This is a genomic window from Parvularcula lutaonensis (genome assembly GCF_014651915.1).
Classification (GTDB): Bacteria; Pseudomonadota; Alphaproteobacteria; order Caulobacterales; family Parvularculaceae; genus Parvularcula; species Parvularcula lutaonensis.
On sequence record NZ_BMXU01000002.1, the window covers coordinates 16,396 to 42,846 of the forward strand.

General features: G+C 64.2%; 16 protein-coding genes. 13 read left to right on the plus strand and 3 right to left on the minus strand.

Annotated features, from left to right (window positions below; translation table 11 throughout):
• The first annotated feature begins 200 nt into the window (after nt 1–200).
• The 11 genes from IE053_RS08355 (at nt 201) to IE053_RS08405 (ending at nt 16,894) form a co-directional block, all read left to right on the plus strand.
• Nucleotides 201–2,711: a glycoside hydrolase family 3 protein gene (locus IE053_RS08355; protein ID WP_229786146.1), complete on the plus strand. Its 2,511-nt coding sequence runs from the start codon at nt 201–203 to the stop codon at nt 2,709–2,711.
• 76 nt (nt 2,712–2,787) lie between these two features.
• Nucleotides 2,788–5,220: a glycoside hydrolase family 3 N-terminal domain-containing protein gene (locus tag IE053_RS08360; RefSeq protein ID WP_189576892.1), complete on the plus strand. Its 2,433-nt coding sequence runs from the start codon at nt 2,788–2,790 to the stop codon at nt 5,218–5,220.
• A complete protein-coding gene (locus IE053_RS08365) occupies nt 5,217–6,335 on the plus strand; it encodes an endo-1,4-beta-xylanase (RefSeq protein WP_189574883.1) in 1,119 nt (372 codons plus the stop codon). Before IE053_RS08360 ends, IE053_RS08365 begins: the two co-directional genes overlap by 4 nt.
• A 9-nt stretch (nt 6,336–6,344) precedes the next feature.
• Nucleotides 6,345–7,799, plus strand: a complete 1,455-nt coding sequence (gene xylB / locus IE053_RS08370; protein ID WP_189574885.1) for a xylulokinase — start codon at nt 6,345–6,347, stop codon at nt 7,797–7,799.
• A 2-nt stretch (nt 7,800–7,801) separates the two neighbouring features.
• A complete protein-coding gene (gene xylA, locus IE053_RS08375; RefSeq protein WP_189574887.1) occupies nt 7,802–9,112 on the plus strand; it encodes a xylose isomerase in 1,311 nt (436 codons plus the stop codon).
• A gap of 68 nt (nt 9,113–9,180) precedes the next feature.
• Entirely contained in the window at nt 9,181–9,573 is a 393-nt protein-coding gene (locus tag IE053_RS08380) for a hypothetical protein (protein ID WP_189574889.1), read from the plus strand.
• A 78-nt stretch (nt 9,574–9,651) separates the two neighbouring features.
• Nucleotides 9,652–10,875, plus strand: a complete 1,224-nt coding sequence (locus IE053_RS08385; protein WP_189574891.1) for a TolC family protein — start codon at nt 9,652–9,654, stop codon at nt 10,873–10,875.
• Entirely contained in the window at nt 10,872–12,551 is a 1,680-nt protein-coding gene (locus IE053_RS08390) for an efflux RND transporter periplasmic adaptor subunit (RefSeq protein WP_189574893.1), read from the plus strand. The genes IE053_RS08385 and IE053_RS08390 overlap by 4 nt, the downstream gene beginning before the upstream one ends.
• Before the next feature lie 9 nt (nt 12,552–12,560).
• Nucleotides 12,561–15,776 (plus strand): efflux RND transporter permease subunit, encoded by a 3,216-nt coding sequence (locus tag IE053_RS08395; RefSeq protein WP_308430433.1) that lies wholly within the window; start codon nt 12,561–12,563, stop codon nt 15,774–15,776.
• Entirely contained in the window at nt 15,773–16,162 is a 390-nt protein-coding gene (locus tag IE053_RS08400) for a copper-binding protein (protein ID WP_229786148.1), read from the plus strand. Before IE053_RS08395 ends, IE053_RS08400 begins: the two co-directional genes overlap by 4 nt.
• Before the next feature lie 12 nt (nt 16,163–16,174).
• Nucleotides 16,175–16,894 (plus strand): PepSY domain-containing protein, encoded by a 720-nt coding sequence (locus IE053_RS08405; protein WP_189574895.1) that lies wholly within the window; start codon nt 16,175–16,177, stop codon nt 16,892–16,894.
• Here the strand turns inward: IE053_RS08405 and IE053_RS08410 are convergent, their stop codons facing one another.
• The gene (locus IE053_RS08410) at nt 16,895–18,301 is read right to left on the minus strand and encodes a helix-turn-helix domain-containing protein (protein ID WP_189574897.1); all 1,407 of its coding nucleotides are present in this window, start codon (nt 18,299–18,301) and stop codon (nt 16,895–16,897) included.
• Between the two features lie 150 nt (nt 18,302–18,451).
• Here IE053_RS08410 and IE053_RS08415 point away from each other — a divergent pair, with 150 nt between their 5' ends.
• Together IE053_RS08415 and IE053_RS08420 are read left to right on the plus strand one after the other, a co-directional pair.
• On the plus strand, nt 18,452–20,044 hold the full coding sequence (locus IE053_RS08415) for an isocitrate lyase (RefSeq protein ID WP_189574899.1): 1,593 nt from the start codon (nt 18,452–18,454) through the stop codon (nt 20,042–20,044).
• A 162-nt stretch (nt 20,045–20,206) separates the two neighbouring features.
• Nucleotides 20,207–22,090: an ABC transporter transmembrane domain-containing protein gene (locus IE053_RS08420; protein ID WP_189574909.1), complete on the plus strand. Its 1,884-nt coding sequence runs from the start codon at nt 20,207–20,209 to the stop codon at nt 22,088–22,090.
• On the opposite strand, the gene IE053_RS08425 is transcribed toward IE053_RS08420, so the two are convergent.
• The gene (locus IE053_RS08425; RefSeq protein WP_229786232.1) at nt 22,087–23,310 is read right to left on the minus strand and encodes a TolC family outer membrane protein; all 1,224 of its coding nucleotides are present in this window, start codon (nt 23,308–23,310) and stop codon (nt 22,087–22,089) included. The genes IE053_RS08420 and IE053_RS08425 overlap by 4 nt on opposite strands.
• Before the next feature lie 25 nt (nt 23,311–23,335).
• Complete coding sequence (locus IE053_RS08430) at nt 23,336–26,449, minus strand: efflux RND transporter permease subunit (protein WP_189574913.1); 3,114 nt, start codon at nt 26,447–26,449, stop codon at nt 23,336–23,338.
• Nucleotides 26,450–26,451 lie beyond the last annotated feature (2 nt).

Consider the following 26,451-nt stretch of genomic DNA (forward strand, 5'->3'; position numbering starts at 1 on the left):
ACATGGCAAGCGGCTGGGGAGGGCAGGATGAACGATCTCAAGGACCATCCGATCGGTCTTTCGTCGGCCTCGGGCAGGGCCTCACCCCAGCGCACATGCCGGCCGCCATCCACGGTGACCGTTGCCGGACTTCCATCAAAGGCCCGGATTTTATCCGCTGGCGGCGGTTGCAAGGCCGCGGAAACATACAGGACACGAACATGACCAACAGCGCTCGCATCCCGCTCCGCTCGACGATCCTAGTGCTGATGGCTTATGCCGCAGCGACGGGATGCACCGAGAAGGCAGCTCTCGCTGACGAACCCGCTGAAAGCTCCTTGGCCACAATCCACCCGGAGCGGTGGCCGGCAGTCACGCCCCCCTCCCTCGATCCGGAAATCGAGGCCAGGGTCGATGAGATCCTCGCCCGGATGACGCTCGAACAGAAAGTGGGCCAGGTGATCCAGGCCGATTCAGCCTCGGTCACGCCAGAGGACATCAAGCGATACCGACTGGGCTCGGTCCTTTCAGGCGGAAACTCCGCACCCGGCCCACTTCCCTACGCCGATACGCAGACATGGCTCGAAGCGGCCGACGCCTATTACGAGGCTTCGATCGATCCGGAAGGTGTGGAGATCGCGATCCCGATCATCTGGGGTATCGATGCCGTCCATGGGCACGCCAACCTCAAGGGCGCGACGGTGTTCCCGCACAATATCGGCCTTGGCGCAGCGAACGACCCCGACCTGATCGAGGCCATCGCCGCCGCGACCGCGAAAGAGCTGACGGTCTCCGGTCACGACTGGACCTTCGCCCCCACCCTTGCCGTGCCGCAGAATGACCGATGGGGCCGCACCTATGAGGGTTTCTCCGAAGACCCGCGGATCGTCGCCTCCTATGGCGGCCGGATCGTCATCGGCCTTCAGGGCACGGTGGGCGAAAGAGGTTTCATGGGTCCGGGCAAGGTCATTCCGTCGGCGAAGCATTTCGTCGGCGATGGCGGGACAGATGACGGGATCGACCAGGGCGATGCGCTCATCACCGAGGAGGAGCTGCGCGACATCCACGCCGCGGGCTATGTCACCGCGATCGAGGCTGGCGCGCAATCGGTGATGGCGTCCTTTTCCGCATGGAATGGCCAGCGCATGCATGGCCAGAAGGCGCTTCTTACCGACGTCCTGAAGGGGCAGATGGGCTTCAATGGTTTCGTGGTCGGAGACTGGAATGGTCACGCCCTCATTCCGGGATGCTCGACGACGGACTGTCCGCAATCCCTGAATGCCGGACTGGACATGTACATGGCGCCCGATAGCTGGAGGGGCCTCTATGAAAGCACCCTCCGCCACGCGAAGTCCAGCACCATACCGATGGAGCGGCTCGATGATGCAGTCCGCCGCATTCTCCGTGTCAAGATCGCTTCGGGGCTTTTCGAGAAGCCGAAGCCTTCGGAAAGGCCCTTTGCTGGTGATACCAGCATCCTCGGATCGCCCGAACACAAGGCCCTTGCCCGAAAGGCGGTCAGGCAGTCGCTGGTCCTTCTCAAGAATAACGGCCTGGTCCTGCCGCTCGATCCGGGCCTGACCGTTCTTGTCGTCGGGGACGGTGCTGACAGCATCAGCAAGGCCTCCGGCGGCTGGACCCTGTCATGGCAGGGCGGCGGCTTTCCGAATTCGGAATTTCCGGGTGGCCAGTCAATTCTCGACGGCATCCGTGAAGTCGTCACCTCGGCAGGGGGAGCGGTCATCCACGATCCTGAAGGCACCAGCGGAGCCGATGCCGATGTTGTCATCGCCGTTTATGGCGAAGATCCTTATGCCGAGTTCCAGGGCGACCGTCCCCACGTCGACTTCACCCCGAACGGGTTCGACACCGGGCTTTTAGCCGAACTCGGGCGGGACGGCACCCCGATTGTCTCCGTCTTCCTCTCCGGTCGCCCCCTCTGGACGAATCCAGAGATCAACGCCTCTGACGCCTTCGTCGCTGCATGGCTTCCCGGATCCCAAGGCGGCGGCGTCGCTGACCTCCTGTTCCAGACCGATCCGAACTACGACTTCACCGGCCGCCTCTCCTTCTCGTGGCCGGCCCTTGCGACCGATGAGGAGGTCAACGTCACCGATCCCTCCTCTCGCCCTTTGTTCCCGGTAGGTTACGGGCTGAGTTATGGGCAGCTGACTGAGTTTACCAAGCTGAGCGAAGAGTCCGGTCTCGACGACGAAGTGATGGCCGCCAAGGGCGAGTTCTTCACCCGAGGTGAAGCACGCCAGCCCTGGAGCCTAAACACAGGTTCTGGCTTCATCGGGGATCTTCCCTATGCCGACGACCGGGTGGTGGTGCGCGCCGTCGATGAATCGGCCCAGGAGGATTCGCTCGCCGTATCTTTTCGTGAGCCGGAAACATTCTCCATCCGCTCGTCCTACCCCGTCGACTTCTCGCGTGAAAGCAATGGCGCGATGGAGCTTGTGTTCAGCGCAAAGAGCATGACAGGCAGTGAAAGAGCGGATGTCGGCATGGGCTGCCAGGACAATGGCTGCGAAGCCTCCCTTCCGTTATCGCTCGGTAGCGAATGGTCGGAGCACCGTCTCGCCCTCTCCTGCTTTGCGCAACGCGGCGTGGATATGGCACGCCTCGACCGTGCCCTGATCATTAAAGGCCAGCCGGGGCAGGAAATCGCCGTTGGCAATATCCGGGTCGAAGCGGACGACAATGGCCAGCCGGACTGCGGCAGCAGCTGACACCATGAAGGCATAGGATTGGATGGCGAATTTATCAGCCAGCCAGCGCCTTCACTATTCCACGATGCCGGCGAAAATGTTAGCGCTATCATTACTGCAACACCTGGGCTTCGAGATCACCGGAGGTCAGAGGAAAAGCGCCGCGCGAGACGGTGCTGGAGGGAGACTAGCTGTGCTCAAGTGCCTCGGACTAATCCCGGCGATAGCCCTACTGGCGTCCGCCGCGGCGCAGGAGACGCCGCCCTACAAGGACCCATCCCGACCCACGGACGAACGGATCGAGGACCTTCTCGGACGCATGACACTGGACGAGAAGATCGCCCAGATCACCACGGTCTGGACTGGGAAGACGGAGCTTTTCAGCAACGACGGGAGCTTCGATCCCGCGAAGGCGGACGAGCTTTATCCTGCGGGCATCGGCCATTTCGCTAGACCCAACGACCTTCAGGGACCGTCGAGCCCGCTCGAACAGCCCTTCCGGGACGAACGTGAGACCGTCGAACTCGTCAACGCCATGCAGCGCCACGCCGTCAACGGCACGCGGCTCGGCATACCGATCCTCTTCCACGAAGAAGGTCTCCACGGCTACGCAGCACGCGGAGCAACTTCGTTCCCGCAGGCGATTGCCCTCGCCTCGACCTGGGACACCCAGCTCATCGAGGATGTCTACTCCGTCGTGGCGCGGGAGATCCGTGCCCGCGGCGCGCACATGGTCCTGTCCCCGGTCGTCGATGTCGCCCGAGACCCGCGCTGGGGCCGGATCGAGGAGACCTATGGCGAAGATCCTTACCTGACCGGAGAGATCGGCGTTGCTGCAGTTCTTGGTTTCCAAGGTACGGAGCTACCCATCGCCGACGACAAGGTCATGGCGACCCTCAAGCACATGACCGGACACGGCCAGCCCCAAAGCGGGACCAATGTGGGCCCGGCGAACCTCAGCGAACGCCTTCTCCGCGAGGTGTTCTTCCCGCCCTTCGAGCAGGTCGTCACGCGAACCAATATCCGCAGCCTGATGGCTTCCTACAATGAGATCGACGGCGTGCCGTCTCATGCCAATCCCTGGCTTCTCAACGATGTCTTGCGCGGCGAATGGGGCTATCAAGGCGGCGTGGTCAGTGACTACTGGGGTATCCGCGACCTTACGACCCTTCACCATGTCGAAGCGGACCTTCAGGACGCTGCCGTCCGTGCCCTGAAGTCCGGTGTCGACTTCGACCTTCCCGACGGCGACGCTTTCGTCTTCCTTCCCGATGCTCTGGCCGAAGGGCGCGTCACCCAAGGAGAGATCGATCGCGCAGTCGCGCGTATGCTGCGGATCAAGTTCGAATCCGGTCTCTTCGACAACCCCTTTGCCGATGCCGATTACGCGGAAGAGATCACCGACAATGACGAAGCCCGCCGGTTAGCCGAGGAAGCGGCCCGGAAGGCTATCATCCTCCTTAAAAACGATGGGACGCTTCCCCTTGATGCCAGCACCCTGAACCGCATCGCAGTGATCGGGCCGAACGCGGATGCTGTCAGGCTCGGCGGGTATTCCGATGTCCCAACCCGCGTCATCACCCCTCTGGCGGGCATCAAGGAACAAGTCGGCGACAGCGTCGAGGTCCTCCACCATGAAGGCGTGAAGATCGTCGAGGAAGGTGACTGGTGGAAGGACGACATCGTTCTTGCCCATCGCGAAGAGAACCTCCGTCGCATCCGCGAGGCGCGCAAGGTCGCCCGCCGTGCCGACGCCATCATCCTCGTGATTGGCGGCACGGAAGCCACCAGCCGGGAGGGGTGGGCGGACAACCATCTCGGCGACCGGACCGATATCGAACTCGTCGGTGAACAGAAGGAACTGGCCGATGCGATGTTTGCCCTTGGCAAGCCTGTCGTCACCGTCCTGATCGGCGGCAAGCCCCTGGGCGTCGACCAGGTGGCAGCCCGGACCAATGCCCTGGTCCAGGGCTGGTATCTCGGCCAGGAAGGCGGCACGGCCCTCGCCGACGTCCTTTTCGGGGACTACAACCCCGGCGGCAGGCTGCCCGTCACCATGGCCCGGAATGTCGGCCAGCTCCCGCTGGTCTACAACCACAAGCCCAGCGCCCTGCGCGGATACCTTTTCGATACGACTGCGCCGCTGTTCCCCTTCGGCCACGGCCTCAGCTACACGGAGTTCTCCTACAGCGAGCCTGTGCTTTCCGCCGAAGAGATCTCCCCAGACGGATCGGTAGACGTCACCGTCGACGTGACAAATACCGGCGACCGGGCCGGTGACGAGGTGGTCCAGCTCTACATTCGAGACCTGGTCAGCTCGGTCACGCGGCCCGTGAGGGAGCTGCGCGGTTTCGAGCGGATCAGCCTCGAACCCGGTGAGACGCGCACGGTCACCTTCACCCTCGACAGGGAAGATTTTCAGTTCTGGGATGCCGACATGGTCAGGCGGGTCGAGCCCGGAGACTTCAGGATCGAAGTGGGCGGCTCGTCCGTTGGCGGACAGGCCGTAACCCTTGAGGTGACGGAATGACCGGCTGCTTCACACGACGCAGCGTCCTCGCGCTTGCGGGCGGCGCGGCATCACTCGCCGGTTGCTCCGTACTCGGAACTCGTCGCAAGCCGTCACTGGCCGAGCTCGCCAGGGCCAAGGGCTTGCGTGTTGGAAGCGCAATGAACGCCCGCCAGCTGGACGATGCGAACTACCGGGCACTCATTCTCCGGGAGTGCGAGACGATCGTCGCGGAGAACGAGCACAAGATGTATGTGATCCAGCCCGATCCGGGGCCGATGAACTTCGCGCCGAGCGACGCCCTTGCAGACTTTGCCCGCACGAACGGGCTGAAAATGCGCGGCCACACCCTTGTCTGGCATCATCCGCGCTGGCTCCCGGACTGGATCAACGAGACGGAATTCTCCTCGCCCTCCGCCGCCGAGGCTGAGCTCCGGCGCTACATATCCGCGGTCGCCTCGCGCAACCAGGACGTCATCTACTCTTGGGATGTCGTCAACGAAGCGGTGGACGAAACGACAGGAGAGTATCGCGAAACGTCATACTCCCGCGCGATGGGCGGCGCTCCCGAAGTGATCGATGCGTGCTTCCGGATCGCAAGGGATGCAGCGCCCGGCGCCACCCTTGCCTATAACGACTATATGAGCTGGGAGGGCGGGAGCGCGAACCATCGCACCGGGGTCCTGCGGCTCCTCGAGGATCTGCACAAACGGGGTACACCGATAGATGCCCTTGGCGTCCAGAGCCACTCCAATCAGGACATGCCCGACGAATTCACCCCCGCGAAGAAACGCGCCTGGAGAGCCTTCGTCGATGACGTCACCAGCATGGGGTTTGACATCTACCTCACCGAGTTCGACGTCAACGACACCCGCCTCCCGCCGGACCCGGCGTTGAGGGACAGGATTATTGCAGCCTATACGGAGGAATATCTGGGGATGATGCTCGAGTATGAAGAGGTCAAGGACCTCCTCGTCTGGGGCATGACCGACCGGGACAGCTGGCTGCAGACTTTCCTGCCCCGCGAGGACGGCGTCGAAAAACGCCCGGCTCCCTACGACTCCCGGTTCAGGCCGAAGCCGATGCGCGATGCCATCGCCAGAGCGCTGCGCCAAGCGCCGCCGCGGCCAGCTTAGGGGCAGAGCATGTATCTGGGCATCGACATAGGAACCTCTGGCGTCAAGGCAGTCGCCGTCAATGACGAAGGCGACGTCGTGGACCAGGGCTTTGCTTCCCTCGCGATCCAACGGCCAAGGCCACTTCACTCAGAGCAGGATCCTGAAGACTGGTGGGATGCAACAGAGATCGCTGTACGGAGGATCTCACCGGACAGAAGGGCAAGAATCCGCGCAATCGGCCTCTCGGGCCAGATGCACGGGGCGACCTTCCTCGACGCCAGCCACCGGGTCCTGCGCCCGGCTATCCTGTGGAATGACGGGAGGTCCGCCGATGCTTGCGCAGAACTCGAAGCCCGTGAGCCTGGGAGCCGCCGGATCACCGGCAATCTTGCCATGCCCGGTTTCACCGCGCCCAAGGCTCTCTGGGTCGCCAAGCATGAGCCTGAGACCTTTGAACGCATAGCGAAGGTTCTTCTGCCCAAGGACTATATCCGCTTCAGGATGTCCGGGGACTTCGCCACGGACGCCTCCGACGCCTCGGGCACGCTATGGCTCGACGTGGGCAGGCGGCAATGGTCGGGCGACATGCTGGCAGCGAGCGGTCTCTCCCCCGAGCACATGCCTGACGTCTTCGAAGGCAGTGAACTGACCGGTACGCTCCTCCCCCGCATCGCCGAAGGGTGGGGAATGAACCCGGTGCCGATCGTCGCCGGGGGCGGAGACAATGCGGCAGGCGCCGTCGGTGTCGGCGTGCTCGATGACGGCGACGCCTTCCTGTCGCTCGGCACCTCGGGCGTCCTCTTCGTAGCGGGAAGCAGATTCTGTCCGAACCCCGAGAAGGGTATTCACGCATTCTGCCACGCGCTTCCCGGCCGCTGGCATGAGATGACGGTCATGCTCTCCGCTGCAAGCTGCCTCGACTGGGCCGCAAAACTCACCAACCAGCAGGACGTCCCTACGTTGATCTCCTTGGCTGACGAGGCAGAGGAGCAAAGCGTCCCTCTCTTCCTTCCCTATCTCAGCGGGGAGCGCACACCGCACAATGACCCCTGTGCCCGAGGGGTCTTCTTCGGCATGGACCACGGCACCGGCCCAGCAGAGATTGCGCAGTCGGTGCTGGAGGGCGTCGCCTTCGGCGTTGCGGACGGCTTCCTCGCCCTCGACAGCGCGCGACAGGTGTCGTCCATCTCCGTGATCGGCGGCGGCTCCAGGTCGAGGCGATGGGGCGAAATCCTTGCCGCCATGCTGGGCAAGCCCCTGGTCTACCGGCGCGACAGCGATGTCGGCCCGGCCCTTGGCGCTGCGCGCCTGGCGCGGATGGGCGTCACAGGTGATTCGCCTACGGCGGTTTGCAGGCCAACGGCTGTCATCGACCAGATCGAACCGTCCGAAGCGCTCAGGGACAGGCTCCTGCCGAAATTCAAGCGCTATCGCAGCCTCTACCAGAACACAGAACACCTCTTCCGGCCCAGCGAGAATTGACGATGAGCGCATCCTACTTTGACGATATCGGCCCCATTGCCTTTGAAGGCCCTCAGACCTCGAACGATCTTGCTTTCCGGTATTATGACCCGGATCGCATGGTCCTCGGCAAGCGGATGGAAGACCACTTGCGTCCATCCGTGTGCTTCTGGCACAGCTTCTGCTGGGATGGCTTCGACGTCTTTGGCGGCGGAAGCTTCGATCGAAGCTGGCACCGGCTCGAAGGCCAGGAGATGGCAGAGGCGCGGCTCGACGCGGCCTTCGCTTTTTTCGAAAAGCTTGGCACCCCGTTCTTTGCTTTTCACGATGTCGATGTCATGGCCCCCGCATCCACCATGAAGGAACATGCGGAGAATTTCGCCCGCATCCTCGACCCCATCGAGGAGCGGATGCAGGAGACTGGCGTCAAGCTCCTCTGGGGGACTGCGAACCTTTTCTCCCACCCCCGCTACATGGCTGGCGCGGCCACCAATCCCGATCCGGAGGTTTTTGCCTGCGCCGCGCTCCAGATCAGGCAGGCACTCGAAGCGACCCATCGTCTCGACGGCGAAAACTACGTCCTGTGGGGTGGCCGCGAGGGGTACGACACCCTGCTCAACACCGATATCAGCCGTGAACTCGACCAGCTCGGCCGTATGCTGAGCCTCGCGGTCGAGCACAAGCACAAGATCGGGTTCAAAGGGCCGCTTCTCATCGAACCGAAGCCCCACGAGCCGACCAAGCACCAATACGACCGCGATACACAAACCGTGTACGGCTTTCTCGAACGCTATGACCTGCTCGCAGATGTCAAGGTGAACATCGAGACCAACCACGCGACCCTCGCCGGCAACACAATGGACCACGAGGTAGCCGCCGCCTTCGCTCTCGGTATCTTCGGGTCCATCGATGCCAACCGGGGCGACCCCCAGAACGGATGGGACACGGACCAGTTCTGGAACGACCCCATCGAGATCACCCGGACGATGATCCATATCCTAAAGCATGGGGGCCTCACCACGGGCGGTTTCAATTTCGACTCCAAGGTCCGTAGACAGAGCATCGCGCCCGAAGACCTTTTCTATGGCCACATCGGCGGCCTCGACGCCCTGGCGAGAGGCCTTCTCGCGGCAGCCAAGATCATCGAGAACGGCGCGTGGCAGGACAATCTCGTCAGTCGCTACGCCGACTGGGACGGACCTCTCGGCCAGGAGATCATGACCCGTGCGTCGCTGGAAGACATTGCTGGCCGCGCCCTTGCCGACGACCTCGATCCGACGCCGCGCTCAGGCCAGCAGGAGCGGCTTGAGAACATGATCCTCGCTGCGTTCTGACGGGGTGTTCACCCGATACCCCTGCGCGGTATTTGAAGTCTTAACCCGGCCATGCTAGCCGGTTCGGTATGTCCGCCTGGCCCCGCATCCTGGTCCTCGTCGCCGCGATCTTCTTCGCGGCACAGCCCGCGGTGGCCTGCTGCCTCGAAGGTCACGCAGACGCGGCGGTTCAGGCTGCCGTCTCGGCCAAGGCACCCTGCCACGGGGAGCCTGCAGCACCGCAACCCGATGGCGATGACTGCCCAGGCTGTGCCGACTGCACAGTGGCCCAGGCGTTTACGAACGAGGTTCTCCAATCGGCCAAATCTGCCCAGGCAAACATGGCTTCCGCGATCGCCTACGGGCTCACATCACTTCCGCCGCTCCCCGCAGCGAAGATCCGCAACCTCACGGGCCCACCGCCAAAGGCCGAGAGCTTCCGGCCAACGCCGGTCACGCTGAAACAGCGCCTCCTCATCTGAGACTGCACGCCCGTACTCCGGACAGGCCATCCTGCACCGGGGTTTCATCGTGTCCACGTCTCAGCCGGGGAAGCCGCCATGGGCTCTCAATTCTTCGCCACACTCCTATCGATCGTCATCGCCATATCCTCCGCCGCTGGAGCCCAGAGCTTCGAAGAGCTTGAACGGCTTCTTGACGAACACCCCTCCCTCACCGCCCTTGCCTACCAACAGGAAGCCGCCCGCGAGCGCAGCATCGCCGCGAGCGCCCTGCCCGATCCGCAGGTCAGCTTCGGGGTCAACAACCTGCCCGTCAGCGATCCGGCCTTTAACCGCTTCCTGCCGACCAACAAGGCCATCGGCGTCAGGCAGGAACTGCCCAACCTTGCAGGCCGCAGGGCCCGCCGGGCCCAGGCCGAGGCAGCAGCAAGCCTGACAGCAGCGATGCGCGCCGCCCGCTACGATGCCCTGAAAGCCGAACTCGTTGCCCTTCTTCACGAGAAGGCCCGCATCAAGGTGGCTCGCCAAGCCGCCGAGGCGCAGCGCACCGCCTACGCCGAACTCGCCGAGATCATCGATGGCGAGATCCGCGGGGGCAGGCCCTCCGTCTACCGCCTAGCCGAAATCGACGCCGAACAGGCCGAAGTCGCGAGCAATCTCGCCGCGCTCTCGGCGCAGGAAGCCGAGGCCGACGCCCGGCTGATCGACCTTCTCGGATTCGTGCCGGATACCCCGGCACCCTCCGTGGCCATCTTTCCGTGGCAGGATGATCCCGCGAGCTTCCACGCCGTAGCCCTCGCCGCTGCGGACATCGCGCACAGTGAAAGCTCCGTCGCCGAAGCCCGCGCGGCGTTCCGTCCCAACTGGGGCGCACAGGTGACCTACCAGCAACGCGAGGAAGGCTCGGGCGCTGCCGGTGCCCAGTTCGCAGGGGACGACTGGGTATCGGGTATGGTGACCGTCAGTGTACCCCTCTGGGCAGGGAAAAGCCAGAAGCCGAAGCTCCGGGCGGCAAAAGCCGAAGAAGCCGCTGCCCGATCCCACTACCTCGCAGCCGTCCGCTCCGCTCGCGCCCAATATGCAGCCTTCAGCGCCCAGCATCGCACCGCCATAGAGCAGCAGGCGATCCTGACCGAGAAGGTTTCCGCCATCGAGGACGAGATCGCCTCGCAGCTCCGTCTCTACGAAAGCGGCCGCGGCACCTATGCCCCCGTGCTCGAAGGCGAGATCGCGATCCTCACCCTGCGCGCCCGCATCGCCCGTCAGAAAGCCAGTGCCGCGACAGCCGCCGCGCGCATGAACAGCCTCCTGGTGTCGCCATGAGAGTCCTCAGCCTCCTTGCCATCGCGTTCCTCGCCGCCTGTGCCGAGGCACCTCCTGCCGATGCTCCGCAGGCGGATGCTTCCGGGGAAGCGCTCTACACCTGCCCCATGCACCCCCATTATATCTCGACAGACCGGGACGGCACCTGCCCCATCTGCGGGATGGACCTCGTCCCGGTATCCGGTGCTCCGGCGCCGTCAAGCAACGGCATCACCGTGCCCTCTGAAATCATCCAGACCATAGGTGTACGGACAGAAACTGTCCGCAGGATACCCCTCCAGAAGACACTCCGCGCTTTTGGGACTGTCGAGGCCAGCGAGCGTCTCGAAAGCGCTGTCGCTTCCCGCATCGAGGGCTGGGTCAAGGATCTCGCAGTGAGCGCCGAAGGCGATGTCGTCGAGGCCGGGGACGTCCTCTACCGCATCTTCAGCCCAGATCTGGTCGCGGCGCAGCAGGACCTCCTCACCGCGCTTGCCAGCGGCGATGATCGCCGCATCGAGGCCACCCGCAAGCGTCTTCTCTCCCTCGGAATGCAGGCCCCGGCCATCGCGGCGGTGGAGCGTTCGCGCGAAGCCATCGAGCGCATCCCCGTCCTCGCGGACGCATCGGGCGTCGTCGCGAGGCTCTCCGTCCGCAACGGCGATTACATCCGGCCCGGTGCGCAGGTGGTAGTGCTGCAGTCCTATTCCGATGTCTGGGTCATCGCCGACATCCCCGAAAGCGACCTCCACCTTGTCCGTGAGGGGATCAGTGCCGCACTTCATTTCCCCAGCGCTCCCAGCCACCCCGCAGAGGGGACGGTCGACTACGTCTATCCCACCGTCGACCCTGCGAGCCGCACCGGCAAGCTGCGGATCGTGGTCGCCAATCCTTCGGGTCGCCTGCGCCCCGGCGCCTATGCCGATATCCGTCTTGAAACGGAGGAAGTTTCAGCGCTAGCGATTCCGTCGGACGCCATCCTCCGTGACAGCCGCGGCGCCCATGTTGTCCTCGCGCTTGGCGAAGGCCGATTCACCAGCCGCCAGGTTCAAACCGGCCTGACCGCGAACGGCATGACCGCCATCACGGAAGGTCTCTCCGAAGGCGACAGGATCGTCGCAAGCGGCCAGTTCCTCCTCGATAGCGAAGTCCGCCTGCGCGAAGGCTTCGCACGTCTCGACTCGGTCAAGGCCGACGCCGATACCCCGTTGGCAGAGATTCCTGTCGACGCGCAAACGCTAGCCCAGATCGATCATTACCCTGACATGGCGCTTTATCTGCACGAGGCACTGACCCAGCGCTATGCGATCGATCATCTCTTCCTCCAGCCGGTTATCGACCTCGGTGACAGTCTCCTTGCCCGCTATGGCCAGACCAGGCTCGGCCCGATCCTGAAAGCCGGACAGGACGCCCTGCGCAAGGCCCAGGAAGCGAAAGACAGCGACGCCCTCGCGGCGGCACTCCGTGAACTGATGCTCGCCATCAGGCCTTGGCTCACCGAAGGCGCGCCGAGCCACTACGAAGAGGCGGGCCTTACCCTCTACCACGGCGGCGGAGACCTCTTCTGGCTGCAGGAAGGCGGCCCGCCTTCGAACCCCTATGGCACCGGCATCGCCCACATCATCGAATGGCCCGAAGTATCAGCCAATGTGGTCGAGAACCGTCCGCGCGCCATCGATCCCCATGCGAACCACTAGGGGCCGGGCATGAGCGAGACCGCAAACGAAAACCTGACCGGCCATGACCCCTCCCGTTCCGCTGTCGCGCGGCTGATCGAATGGTCGGTCGCGAACCAGCTTATCGTGCTCGTCGCGGCAGCGGCGCTGGGCCTTTTCGGCTGGCTCGGCATGCGGGCGACACCCCTCGATGCGATACCCGACCTCACCGATACGCAGGTCATCATCCGCACGGACTTCCCCGGCCAGAGCCCGCAGATCGTCGAGGACCTCGTCACCTATCCCCTGTCCTCAAACCTTCTCGGACTGCCGAAAACAAAAGACGTGCGCGGATCGTCGATGTTCGGCACGAGCTTCGTCTACGTGATTTTCGAAGATGGCGTCGATCTTTACTGGGCCCGCTCGCGGGTTCTTGAAGCCCTTTCCCGGATCGGGCCGGAACTGCCAGAAACCGCCGTGCCGCAAATCGGTCCCGACGCAACGGGTGTCGGCTGGGTTTATCAGTATGCCCTTGTCGACCGTACCGGTGGCACCGACCTTGCCGAGCTGCGCTCCATCCAGGACTGGTTCATCAAGCTGGAGCTTTCGGGCGTCGAAGGGGTTGCCGAGGTCGCATCCGTCGGCGGCTTCGAGCGGGAATACCAGGTCCTCCTCGATCCCAACCGCCTGCGCGCCTACGACATCCCGATCACCCGGCTCGCCGCGGCCATGAGGACGGCTTCCAGCGAAGTCGGCGGCCGCATCCTCGAGCAGGGCGAGTCCGAATTCGTGATCCGCTCCGCCGGCTATGTGGATGAGCGCGAAGACCTCGCGAACACCGTGGTCTATGCGGTGGACGGATCACCTGTCCTCCTCAGGGACGTCGCCCGCATCATCGAAGGCCCGGCCCTCCGGCGCGGCGTCGTCGAACTCAACGGCGAAGGCGAGACCGTCGCCGGCATCGTCGTTATGCGCGACGGAGAGAACGCTCTCGACGTTATCGGACGGGTCAGGGCGCGGCTGGCGGAGCTCCAGCGCGGCCTGCCCGAAGGCGTCGAGATCGTCACCGTCTATGACCGCGCACCGCTTATCGAAGGGGCCGTCAGCTACCTGCGCGAGAAGCTCTTGGAAGAAGGGCTCGCCGTCGCGCTCGTGATCTTCATCTTCCTCCTTCAAGTCCGCTCGTCGCTCGTCGCGGTCGTGAGCCTGCCCCTCGGAGTCCTCGGCGCCTTCCTCATCATGTCGTGGCAGGGCGTCACCGCGAACATCATGTCCCTCGGCGGCATCGCCATCGCCATCGGCGCGATGGTCGATGCTGCGATCGTCCTGGTCGAAAATGCGGGCCGCAAGCTCGCGGCCCTTCCCGACGAAGCTGGCGAACAGGAGCGCCGCGCCGTCATTCTCGCCTCGGCAAAGGAGGTCGGCCCCGGCATCTTCTTCTCCCTGCTGATTATCACCGTCAGCTTCCTGCCGGTCTTCGTCCTGACGGGCCAGAGCTACCGCCTCTTCAGCCCGCTCGCATTCACCAAGACCTACGCCATGGCTTTTGCCGCCATCCTCTCCGTGACCCTGATCCCGGTCCTGATGATCCACCTGCTCAAGGGACGGTTCAGAACCGAGCAGGAGAACCCGGTGGCCCGCTTCTTCGCGAGGCTCTATGGACCAGTCCTTGCCGCAGCGCTCAGGTTCCGCTGGCTGACCATCGGTCTCGCGGGCCTTCTCACCATCAGCGCGCTCATTCCCGCCTCGCGCCTTGGAAGCGAGTTCATGCCAGCGCTCTACGAGGGCGAGCTCCTCTACATGCCCACCACCCTGCCGAGTGTCTCCGCGACCAAGGCGAGGGAGATCCTTGGCCAGACCAACCGCGTGATGATGACCGTGCCGGAGGTCGAGCGCGTTTTCGGCAAGGCAGGCCGCGCGGACACCGCGACCGATCCTGCGCCGCTGACCATGATCGAGACGTGGATCGAGCTGAAGCCGAAATCCGAGTGGCGAGCGGGGATCACTGCTGATGATATCGTCGCAGAACTCGACAGCCGCCTGCAGATTCCGGGCCTCGTCAATTCCTGGGGCTATCCGATCAAGATCCGCATGGATATGGTCAGTACAGGGATCAGGACCCCGGTCGGCATCAAGGTAACGGGCGACGACCTTGAAACGATCGAGGAAGTCACGCGCGACATCGAAGCGGTCGTCTCCGAACTGACGGGCACCCGCTCAGCCTTCGCCGACAGGGTCCTCGGCGGAAAGTATCTGGACATCAGGCCTGACCGTGCGGAACTGGCGCGTCACGGCATTGACATGGGTGTGTTCCAGAGCGTCGTGCAGACCGCGCTCGGCGGCATGCGGATGACCCAGTCAGTGGAGGGCCGCGCCCGCTACGACATCATTCTGCGCTATGACCGTCCCTTCAGGGAGGACATCGACGACCTCGGCCGCATTCTCGTCCCGACGCCAGCAGGCGCGCATGTCCCCCTCGGCGAGCTTGCCAGCATCACCTACGCAGAAGGCCCGCCCATGGTCCGTTCGGAGAATGCCCGCCTCACGGGATGGGTCTTTGTCGATCTCGAAGGCACCGACATGGGCGGCTATGTGGCCCGCGCGCGCGAGGCGATCGGCGAGGAGGTCGATCTGCCTCCCGGCTACGCCGTTGCCTTCTCGGGCCAGTACGAGCAGTTCGAAGAAGCCCGCGCACGGCTCAGCCTTGCCGTGCCGGGGACCATCGCGATCATCTTCCTCCTCCTGATGCTCCATTTCGGCAGGCTCGACCGGGTGCTGATGATCATGCTTTCCCTCCCCTTCGGCCTCATCGGCGGCCTCTGGGCCGTGTGGCTTGCAGGCTACAACCTGTCGGTCGCCGTCGCTGTCGGTTTCATCGCTCTCGCAGGCATCGCGGTGGAGACGGCCGTCGTCATGCTCCTCTATATCGACGCCGAGGTGCGCGAGCGCCGCCCGAGGTCTCTCGGGGAGCTCACCGAAGCGGTCACCGCCGGCGCCGCACTGCGCCTGCGCCCGAAGCTCATGACGGTGCTGACGATCTTCGCCGGCCTCCTGCCAATCTTCCTGTCCGAAGGCCTCGGCGCCGACGTCATGCGCAGGATCGCCCTGCCCATGGTCGGCGGCATGGCCTCGACGCTTCTCCTCACCCTCGTCGTCCTCCCGGCGCTTTACGCGCTTTGGGTCGGACGTCAGGTCTCCCGCGAAACCTCCGCATCGACGGAGCCCCCGCAATCCGCTACCGCACCCTCACAAGGAGCCATCTCATGAACCGCGTTATCCTGACCGCAACCCTTTCCGCGTCCCTTGTCACTCTCTCCGCCTGCGGAGAAAGAACGGAGACCGCGGCCACCGGCGATGCGCATAAAGGTCACGACATGGCCATGTCCGGCGACATGGGCCATGCCACCGGGACCGTCGTTTCAGTCGGCGACGGCCGTCTCGGCATCAACCATGGCCCGATCGAGGGCGTGGGCATGGGCGCGATGACGATGGAGTTCGGCGTCATGGGTGCTGTCGATCCCTCAGAGTTCGACGCGGGCGACGAGGTGGCCTTCATGGTCAGGCGAGGCCGCGACGGCTCTTACCGGATCACCGCGATCTGCAACATGGGCGATCTGGGAACGGACTGTCTCGACGGCATGATGGATCACTAAGGCGAACCAGCGATGCCAATCCTCAAATGGACCGTCCGCATCCACAAATGGGTAGCGCTCGTCATCGGCGTCCAGGTCATGCTCTGGATCCTCGACGGGTTCGTCATGAGCGTCCTGCCGATCGAGCGTGTCAGGGGTGAGCATCGCGTCGCGGAGGTCCAGCTACCGGTCCTCATGCCAGAGGGCATGCTGAGCCTTCAGCAGGCTGCCGAAGCCGCAGGGATGCCTGATCTCGTGGCTGCCGAAACCGGGCTTGTCCAGGGTGAGACAGTATGGCGCCTCACCGACCTCGACGGCAATCGTGCCACCGTCAGGGCGCAGGACGGCGAGGTCCTGTCGCCTGCGGACGAAACCCTCGCCCGCATGGTTGCCGAGGCCGACTACACCGGACCGGGCGCGCTGACCAGGATCGAGCTGATCGAGGAGTTGCCCACCGAAGTCGGTGGCGAGCCGCCGGTCTGGCGGGCCGTGTTTGATGACCGGGACAACACGACCCTCTATATTGATCCCGACACCGTAGAAGTCCGCTCGCGGCGCTCGACCACCTGGCGGGTCTTCGATTTCTTCTGGAAGCTCCATGTCATGGATTATGACGATGGCGAGGACTTCAACCATCCGCTGCTCGTGACTGCCGCAGGCGCAGGGCTCATCGTGGCGTTCAGTGGCCTGACGCTCCTTTTCCTCCGTATGCGCAGGCTCATCATCGCCAAACGCAACGCCCGCAGGGCCTGATCACTCGTCGGTGAAGGCGAAGGGCGTCCCCGGCCTGCGGTAAGTGTCATCAGCCACGGGTCGCCCGATCGGCGGCTCGGCCCGCGCGATGCAGCCCGCGCGGTGACAGAGCCTGCACGACACGCCGATCGGCGTAGGGGCCGAAGCCGAAAGCCCCGGATCGTCCGCATAGACCAGCCGCGAAGCGTGCTCCTCGGCGCAGGCGAGCGCGATGGCCCGCTCGACCCGCGGCGCATCGAATGCCCCTCCCCCTGCGGTCACGGTGCGGGAGATCGAGAAGAACCGGTCACCCCCCGGCAACTCGACCCATTCCGGTATGATCCGCCGAGGTGTCTTGAACGCGTGGTGTACGGACCAGAGCGGACAGGAGCCGCCATGCCGGGCAAAAGGGAAGCCCGCGCCATCGAGCCGCTTCGATACGTTCCCCGCCGGATCGACCCGGATAAAGAAGAACGGCACGCCCTCCTGCCCCGGCTTCTGCAGCGTCGTTAGCCTGTGCGCGACCTGTTCGAAGCTCGAACCGAAACGGCGGCAGAGCGCTTCGAGGTCATAGCGCATGGTCTCCGCCGCAGACTGAAACTCCGTATAGGGCATGATGATCGCACTGGCCGCGTAGTTGGCGAGCGCCCGCTTCGCGAGTCGCCTGCCGTTTTCGCTCTGGAAGCTTCCCTCGGCCAGCGCAGCCTCCACCGCGCCGCCGAGCTCTAGATAGACAAGCTGCAGCGCGATCTGGAAAGTCCTGCCCGCAGCATCCAGCGTCTCGTCGAGAACAAGCTCCCGCCTGTGGTGATCGAGCCGGCGCACCGCCCCAGCCATCACGTCCCGTGGCAGGCTCCGGATACGCAGCTGCTGGGTTTCTTCGAAATAGGCGCCAAGAGTCCCGCTCGCCTTCGCACTCGCTGCCAGACGCTCCGCCTGCCCATCGATTACCGGGAAGAAGTTTTTCCGTGCAGAGAGGAACCGACGCGCTTCCGCCACGGGATCAGGGCCTGAGGGGGGCTGGTGCGAACGGTCGGCGAGCGCGGTTTCATTCTCGCGGTAGGCCGTATGGAGGCGCAGAAGCGCATCGGCCAATGCCGGATAACCCGAGGCGATGTCCTGCACATCGTTCGGCGCAAACTCGATATCGTTGAAGATCGGATCCCTCAGCACACCGCTGAGCCTGTCCGACACGGTGTTGGTATCCTCGCCTGCGAACTCCGCGACATCGACGGAATAGGCCACTGAAAGCCTGAGCAGGATCTCCGCGGTCACCGGACGCTGGTTCCGCTCCATCAGCGCGATGTAGCTTGGGGAGACCTCGAGATCCTCGGCCATCTGGACTTGGGTCATGCCGAGTTCACGCCGCAGCCGTCGCAGCCTCGGGCCGATATAGGTCGCGCGGCTGCGCCTCTGCCGTGTCGCCATGATACAGGTCTCCCTGTCCAAATTTACAACATGACTATTGGCGCTTGTAAAGTTGTACCTTGTTACTCATCGCTTGTTCAGCCTCAGGCGCGAGAAGGATAGCTCGGGTCCAACTTCTCTTTCGGACACGCACAGCGAGGATCACCGAGCATGAGCTACCAATCTGACATCAATGATGTTTCGCAGCTGATCAGAAGCTATGACGGCAAGTGGGACGGCATCTCCGCCGAGAGCGTCGCCCGTATGCGCGCCCAGAACCGCTTCCGCACAGGCCTCGACATCGCCCGCTACACCGCGAAAATCATGCGCGAGGACATGGCGGCCTACGACGCCGATCCCGCCAATTACACCCAGTCGCTGGGCTGCTGGCATGGCTTCATCGGCCAGCAGAAGATGATCTCGATCAAGAAGCATTTTGGTTCGACCAAAGGCCGCTACCTCTACCTTTCCGGCTGGATGGTCGCCGCGCTACGTTCGGAGTTCGGTCCGCTGCCTGACCAGTCGATGCACGAGAAGACGGCCGTCCCTGCCCTGATCGAAGAGCTCTACACCTTCCTCAAGCAGGCCGACGCCCGTGAGCTTGGCCTGATCTTCCGCGACATCGACGCCGCGCGGAAAGCCGGTGACACCGCCAAGGAAAAAGAGCTTCTCGAAAAGGTCGAGAACTACGAAACCCACGTCGTGCCGATCATTGCGGACATCGACGCTGGCTTCGGCAACGCGGAAGCCACCTATCTCCTCGCCAAGAAGATGATCGAAGCGGGCGCCTGCGCCCTCCAGATCGAGAACCAGGTCTCCGATGAAAAGCAGTGCGGCCACCAGGACGGCAAGGTCACTGTTCCGCACGAAGACTTCCTCGCCAAGGTCCGCGCCTGCCGCTACGCCTTCCTCGAGCTCGGTGTCGATGACGGCATCATCGTGACGCGTACGGACAGCCTCGGCGCTGGCCTGACCAAGCAGATCGCCTACTCGTCCGAACCAGGTGACCTCGGCGATCAGTACAACTCCTTCCTCGACTGTGAAGAAGTGACCGCTGACGAGCTCAAGCCGTCCGACGTCGTCATCAAGCGTGACGGCAAGCTGATGCGTCCCAAGCGCCTGCCCTCGAACCTCTTCCAGTTCAAGCCGGGTACCGGTGCGGACCGCTGCGTCCTCGACTGCATCACCTCGCTCCAGCACGGCGCCGACCTTCTCTGGATCGAAACCGAGAAGCCGCATATCGAACAGATCGCCTCGATGGTCGACCGGATTCGCGAGGTCATCCCGAACGCCAAGCTCGTCTACAACAACTCGCCGAGCTTCAACTGGACGCTGAATTTCCGCCAGCAGGTCTTCGATGCCTGGAAAGAGGCCGGCAAGGATGTCTCGGCTTATGACCGCGACAGGCTGATGAGTGTCGAGTACGACGAAACCGATCTCGCCAAGGAAGCCGACGAGAAGATCCGCACCTTCCAGCGCGACGGTTCGAAGCGCGCAGGCATCTTCCACCACCTCATCACCCTGCCGACCTATCACACGGCGGCTCTGTCCACGGACAATCTCGCCAAGCGTTATTTCGGCGAGGAGGCGATGCTCGGCTACGTCAAGAACGTCCAGCGCGAAGAGATCCGCCAGCAGATCGCCGCGGTGAAGCACCAGAACATGGCCGGCTCGGACATCGGGGACGACCACAAGGAGTACTTCGCCGGTGAAGCCGCCCTCAAGGCAGGTGGCAAGGACAACACGATGAACCAGTTCTCGTAAGGGCGCCGGTTCACTTCTGGGAAAGGGCCCGTTTTCCCGCGGGCCCTTTTTCTTGTCTGGCGTCCCGCCATGCCGGGACGCATTGACCCTTTCGCCGCCCTGCATTCCGCCCTATTTGCGGTTCCCCGCAGGCGCACCGTGCCGCGGCGAAAGGCAGGGCGCATGGCGGACCGAGAGCAGCAGGCAGACATCGACCGGGGCTCGAGCTTCGCATCAGAACTCGCCCGTGACCGTGAGCACCGGGAGAAGGCGCGCACCGCCAAGCCCCTGCGCAAGCTGGTCCCGTTCATTCTTCGCTACCCCGGCCTTCTCGCCGCGTTCATCGTCTTCCTCGCGCTGGCAGCGCTCCTCACCCTCACGCTGCCCGCAGCCTTCAGGCTGGTTGTCGACTGCGGCTTTGGCGGCGCGGAAAGCTCCCCAGCCTGCTCCAGCCTGCCGATCGGCGACGACCTCTCCGCCTATTTCATCGCGGGAATCGCCGTTGCCTTCGCCCTCGGGGTGGTCAGCGCGCTGCGCTATTACTTCATCTCCCGGCTTGGAGAGCGCGTGGTCGCGGATCTTCGCACGCGGGTCTACAGCCACCTCCTCGGCCTTTCCCCCGGCTTCTATGCCCAGGTCAGGACGGGCGAGGTCCTGTCCCGCCTGACGACCGATACGACGCTGATCCAGACCGTCGTCGGCTCCTCGATCTCCGTCGCCATCCGCACGCTCGTCACGACCCTCGGCGCGCTTGTCCTGATGGTCATTGTGAGCTGGAAGCTTGCGCTTCTCGTCCTCCTCGGCGCGCCGGTGGTCATCGGCCCGATCATGCTCTTCGGCCGCCGCGTCCAGCGGCTGTCGCGCTCCAGCCAGGACAGGCTCGCCGACGCCTCCGCAAGGGCCAGCGAGACCCTCCGCGCCATCGAAACCGTCCAGGCCTTCACCCGCGAGGATGAGGAGCGCCGCCGCTTCTCCGAAGCGGTCGAGGCCACCTTCAATGTCGCCCTGCGAAGGATCCGCGTCCGCGCCTTCATGACGGCCACGATCTTTTCGGTGATCCTCAGTGGGCTGATCGGAGTCCTCTGGTTCGGCGCGGTGCAGGTCCAGTCCGGCGCGATCTCGCCCGGCTCGATGGCCCAATTCGTGATGTATGCTTTCATCGCCGTCAGCGGTGTCGGCCTCTTGACCGAAACCTATGCCGAGATCATGCGCGCCGCCGGCGCGACCGAGCGCCTGATGGAACTTCTCTCCTCGAAGGACACGCTCCCCGTCGCCAGATCGCCCCAGCCCCTGAAGACCCCGGTCGAAGGCCGCATCGGCTTCGAAGAGGTCCGCTTTGCCTACCCGACCCGGCCGGAGATCGAGGCCCTTGCGGGCGTCTCCTTCAGGGTCGAACCGGGCGAGACCGTCGCCCTCGTCGGCCGCTCGGGGGCAGGCAAGAGCACGATCCTGCAGCTCATCCTCCGGTTCTACGACCCGGCCTCAGGGCGCGTCACCCTCGATGGGAATGACCTGCGCGACCTCGACCCCAAAGCGCTGCGCAGCCAGCTTTCCGTGGTCCAACAAAATGCACCGCTTTTCTCGGGCACCGTCGCAGAGAACATCCGCTTCGCCCGTCCCGATGCAACGGATGCCGAGGTCCGCGCGGCAGCGAAAGCCGCCAACGCCCACAGCTTCATCGAGGCCCTGCCCCAGGGTTACGACACCATGCTTGGCGAGGACGGCAGCACCCTCTCTGGTGGCCAGCGCCAGCGCATCGCCATTGCGCGGGCCATCCTGCGGGACACGCCGGTCCTCCTTCTCGACGAAGCCACCAGCGCCCTCGACTCCGAGAGCGAAGCAGCCATCAAGGCGGCCCTCGCCAGCATCACGGCCAGCAAGACGACGGTCGTCATCGCACACCGCCTCTCGACCGTGATGAACGCGAACAAGATCATTGTCCTCGACCAGGGAAAGGTCATCGCCACCGGTACCCATGACCAGCTCATCAAGGAGGGCGGTATCTACGCTCAGCTTGCGGAGCTTCAGTTCGGCGCGAGCGTCGTGCCGGAAACCGAGTCGGCCTAAAGCTGGCCGGTCACCCGCAGCAGGGCGAACTCCGCGACCAGGAGGTCCCGGCGCGCCGCCAGAAGCCCGACCTCGGCCTCCGTCCGCTCCCGGTCCGCGTCCAGCACGTCAAGCCGGGTCCGGCGGCCGTTCCTGAACTCCGCCGCCACGCCGTCAGCCGCGGTCGCCGCGGCCTCGGCCTGGGCAGAGCGTGCGGCTGCGACCGAACGTCCAGCGACCACGTTGCTCCAGGCCCGGACCGTCTGTTCTCGGATCTGCCGTTCCGTTGCCAGCGTCAGGCTCTTCGCCGCACTCGCCCGCCGTTTCGCGGCCCGCGTCCGGGCGTAGCCTGAGCCGCCGCTGAAGACGTTCCAGCGCCCCTGCACCGTCACGGCCAGTTGCTCGGCCTCGCCAAGCTCGATTCCGAAGCGTTGATTTTCGAGGTAAGACGCCGACGCATTGAGGCTCACCTGCGGCAGCAGCTGCGCCCGTTCCGCTCGAATGGCCTGACGCGCTGCAGACTGACCATCCTTGGCCGCTTCGAGATCGGGATTCAGGCTCAAGGCGCGGCTGAGCGCATCGTCCAGTGTCTCGGGCAAACCGTTGGGAACCTGCGGAAACTGCAGGTCTTCAGGCGGCGCAACACCGAAAACTCGAATGAAGGCTGCTGCCGACTGGTCCACCGCCGCCTGCGCGGCAAGGCGCTCTGCCTCGGCAAGCGAGAGCCTTGCTTCTGACTGGCGCAGGTCTGTCACCGTGGCGAGGCCCGCTTCGAGCCTTGCACGGCTCTCGCGCAGTCGTTCCGCAAGGACCTCTTCATTCACCTTTCGTGCCCGGAGGATCTCACGATCCCGCACGAGGTCGGCCATCACCGTCGCACCCCGGAGGATGATGTCCTGACGCGTCGCATCGGCGCGATTCTCCGCCTCCGAAGCCTGCGCCTTCGCTGCGCCGATCGAACCGCCGATCCTGCCCGACGTGAAAAGAGCCTGCTCGAGTACGGCACTCGCCGCCGCGGGATCACGGGTGGCTGTCAGCTCTCCCGGCACGCCGTTGACCCGAAAGGTTTCCTCCAGCGTCCCGGCCTGCCCTTCAAGCCGGAGCTGAGGCAGCCGCGCGCCGCGCGCCGCCCAAAGCTCAGCCTTCGCAGCCTCGGCCTGGGCCTCCGCAGCGGCGATTTCGGGACTCGAAGTCACAAGGGCCTTGAGCAGCGGATTGTCCTCGGCCGCCGCGGAAGACACTGCGATCAAGCCACTGATCAAGATATTAGGCAGGCGCATAGCGATAACCCTCCATGACCGGCGTCCGCTCCCCAAAGGAAGCCACAGGCCGTTGGCGTGTCAAAAGCAGGAAGCACTGGGGCACGAAGAAGAAGCTCACCACCGTCGACAGGACCACGCCGCCCGCGATCGCTGTCGCGAATGGAGGCCAGAACCCGCCTTCGGCAAGGATCAGCGGCAGGAAGCCTGCGAAGGTCGTCAAAGTTGTCGATGTGATGTGCCTCGCCGTTTCAAGCACCCCGTCGCGCACGGCACGAGTGTCCCCGGCCACCGCTTCCGGTTTGGTTTTCAGGGTCGAGAGGATGATGATAGCTGCGTTGATCGCGACCCCCATCAGGCCCATCAGTGCAATGATTGGCTGGAACCCGAACGGGTAACCGGCAATCGTCAGGCTCAACATGCCGAGCCCCATGGACAGCCCGGCCACGACCAGAACGACGGCGCCGAGCCTGAAGCTTCCGAAGGTCAGGACAACGACGGCAATCGCTGCGACCGCGATAAGGCCTACCGACGCCAGCAATGCTCCGACCGCGTCCGATCGCGCTTCGGCATCACCGCCAAACGCGAAGGAATAGCCGGGCGGCATCGCGAACCGGCCGTCAGCGATCGCCCGCTGAAAGGCATCCACGGCAGCGCTTGGCAGCGCATCGGCACGGACATAGGCGAGGATCGTGTTGACCCGCTGGCCTTCATAACGGGTGATCGACGCAGGCGACGGCTCGAGGGTCAGGTCACCAAGGCTCAGCACAGGCGTGCCGACACCCGTGTCCGTCCGCACCGAAAGCGTCGCCGAGCTGACCTCCTCGATCGACGAGCGTGCAGCATCGTCAAGGCGCACGACCACCGGTATCTCCGTCTGCCCCTCGATGACCGAGCCTCCCGGCACGCCCTGCAGCTTCGCAGCAAGGCCGCCTGCCACATCGCGCAGCGACAGCCCCGCCAGCCGGGCAGCATCTTCATCCGCGTCGAGCCACAGCTTGGGTTCACCCCCCGACAGCGATGCGGTCGAGACCGTGACTTCGGGGATCTCCGAGAGGATCAGCCGAGCCTGTTCGCCCAGTTCCTTGAGGGTCTGGAGGTCCCGGCCCTGTATCCGTAGCTCGAAAGGCGCAGGTGTCGGTGGCCCCTGGACAAGGCTGCGGACATTCACCTGCACGTTCGGCAGCGCATCGGAGAGCTCCGCCTGGAGCTCGTTCAGGAGGTCCGTCAACCCGCTGAGCTCTTCAGCCGTGACCATCGCTTCGGCGAAATTCCGCGCACCATCACGGTTCATCATCAGGTTGTAGTAAAAGGCCGGAACCGAATTGCCGACAAACCACTCGGCCGAAGCAATCTTGGGATGCGCCTCTAGCAATTCATCCGCACGCGACGCGGCGGCCTTCGTTTCATCGAGGCTTGCCTGCGGCGGCAGCGTCAACTGGACGTGGAACTGGTTTCGGTCCGCGGCGGGAAAGAACTGGCTCGGGAGCGTGGTCACACCGATGAAACCCAGCATTGGAAAGACCAGTGCTGCCGCAATCGACAGCCTCGGCGCGGCCAGGCTCAGTTCCAGAAGGCGTCTGAAGGCCGCCCCTACGGCCGGAAACTCGGTCCCGCCAGAAGAGGTTTTCGTCTCAGATTCGCCAGGCTTCAGGAACATCCCCGCCAGCGCAGCGATCACCGTCACGGCCAGCAGGAACGAAGAGATCAGTGCAATGATGACGCTGTCCGCGATCGGCCCGACGAACTCGCCCGCTCCCCCGGTGAGCAGGGTGATTGGCAGGAACGCAAGCACGGTCGTCGCCGTCGAACTGAGCAGCGGCACCCAGAGGCGCCCTACACTTTCTGCAACAGCTTCGCGTGGCGTCAGGCCCCTGCGCAGGGCACGGCCCACCGCATCGCACATCACGATCGCCGCATCGACGAGAAGACCGAGCGCCACGATCAGGCCGGTAATCGACATCTGGTGAATCGGAATGCCCACCGCATTCATGACCGTCAGTGACAGGAGCGTCGTCAGGGGTATCGCCAGGGTCACGAGGAGCGCGGAGCGCACCCCCAGCGTAAAGAAGAGAATCACCACGACAAGCAAGATTCCCACGCCGAGATTGACCAGCAGGTTGCCGAACCGCTCCCCTGCGTAGACCGACTGGTCGAACGCGATGTCGAGCGCGATACCGTCCGAAAGCTCTCGCTCGAATGCAGCCAGTTCCTCCCGCACCCGCGCCGACCACTGCCCGACCCGGAGGCCGTCATCGATCCTTGTGCCGACAACCACGGCACGCCTGCCGTTGACGAAGGCCGTCTCGGCCTCAGGGTCTTCCAGCCCCCTGCTGACCTCGGCTACGTCGCCGATCCTCACCTGTGCGCCATTCGCGCCCTCACGGATCGGTACGGCGCGAATTCGGTCGAGCGTATCGAGCTCGCCTCGCACCTCGACCGCGATCTCGTTCTGCGGTCCAAAGACCTGGCCAGCCGCCACCTTCGCATCCGCTGCCGCCAGCGCTGCGGCAATGTCCCTTTCAGAGAGGCCGAGGGACTGGGCGAGGTCGGATCGCAGCGTCACCGCGATCTCTTCGTCGCCGACTCCATGAATACTCGTGAATTCCGTGCCCGGCACGTTGCGCAGGCGGGACTGCAGCTCTTCCGCCGAGCGTTTGAGGATCAGCGGATTCGGTGTGCTCTCCGCATCCCAGACGAGCGCCGCGAGAAGGGTGAAGGCATAGCCCCGGTCGTCGATGAACCTTGGCTCGGACGCTGTTGCGGGCAACAGCGGCAATGCATCGGCAAGGCGGTCACGCACTTTCGAGAAGGCCTGGTCGGTCTCGGTAATCGCGTCCTGAAGAACAACGCTCACGGAAGAAAGACCTGTCGTCGAGGTCGAGCGAATGATGTCGATCTCTTCGACCTCCCGCAACCGGTCCTCGATACGCTGGGTCACGAGACGTTCGACCCGCTCCGCCGAGGCTCCGGGCATGGCCGTCAGGATCACCGCGCTGCGGTTGCGTATTTTCGGGTCTTCCTGCTGCGGCATGGTGAGCAATGCAGCAATACCGCCCACCAAGACCAGGAGGATGACCATGGCCAGCGCGCGCGGGTAGTCGAACAGGACCGTCTTCATGC

Bases quoted from the DNA above. Each gene is read 5' to 3' on its own strand.
- IE053_RS08355 (WP_229786146.1), top strand. From the start codon at position 201: ATGACCAACAGCGCTCGCATCCCGCTCCGCTCGACGATCCTAGTGCTG.
- IE053_RS08360 (WP_189576892.1), top strand. From the start codon at position 2,788: ATGTTAGCGCTATCATTACTGCAACACCTGGGCTTCGAGATCACCGGA.
- IE053_RS08365 (WP_189574883.1), top strand. From the start codon at position 5,217: ATGACCGGCTGCTTCACACGACGCAGCGTCCTCGCGCTTGCGGGCGGC.
- xylB (WP_189574885.1), top strand. From the start codon at position 6,345: ATGTATCTGGGCATCGACATAGGAACCTCTGGCGTCAAGGCAGTCGCC.
- xylA (WP_189574887.1), top strand. From the start codon at position 7,802: ATGAGCGCATCCTACTTTGACGATATCGGCCCCATTGCCTTTGAAGGC.
- IE053_RS08380 (WP_189574889.1), top strand. From the start codon at position 9,181: ATGTCCGCCTGGCCCCGCATCCTGGTCCTCGTCGCCGCGATCTTCTTC.
- IE053_RS08385 (WP_189574891.1), top strand. From the start codon at position 9,652: ATGGGCTCTCAATTCTTCGCCACACTCCTATCGATCGTCATCGCCATA.
- IE053_RS08390 (WP_189574893.1), top strand. From the start codon at position 10,872: ATGAGAGTCCTCAGCCTCCTTGCCATCGCGTTCCTCGCCGCCTGTGCC.
- IE053_RS08395 (WP_308430433.1), top strand. From the start codon at position 12,561: ATGAGCGAGACCGCAAACGAAAACCTGACCGGCCATGACCCCTCCCGT.
- IE053_RS08400 (WP_229786148.1), top strand. From the start codon at position 15,773: ATGAACCGCGTTATCCTGACCGCAACCCTTTCCGCGTCCCTTGTCACT.
- IE053_RS08405 (WP_189574895.1), top strand. From the start codon at position 16,175: ATGCCAATCCTCAAATGGACCGTCCGCATCCACAAATGGGTAGCGCTC.
- IE053_RS08410 (WP_189574897.1), bottom strand. From the start codon at position 18,301: ATGGCGACACGGCAGAGGCGCAGCCGCGCGACCTATATCGGCCCGAGG.
- IE053_RS08415 (WP_189574899.1), top strand. From the start codon at position 18,452: ATGAGCTACCAATCTGACATCAATGATGTTTCGCAGCTGATCAGAAGC.
- IE053_RS08420 (WP_189574909.1), top strand. From the start codon at position 20,207: ATGGCGGACCGAGAGCAGCAGGCAGACATCGACCGGGGCTCGAGCTTC.
- IE053_RS08430 (WP_189574913.1), bottom strand. From the start codon at position 26,449: ATGAAGACGGTCCTGTTCGACTACCCGCGCGCGCTGGCCATGGTCATC.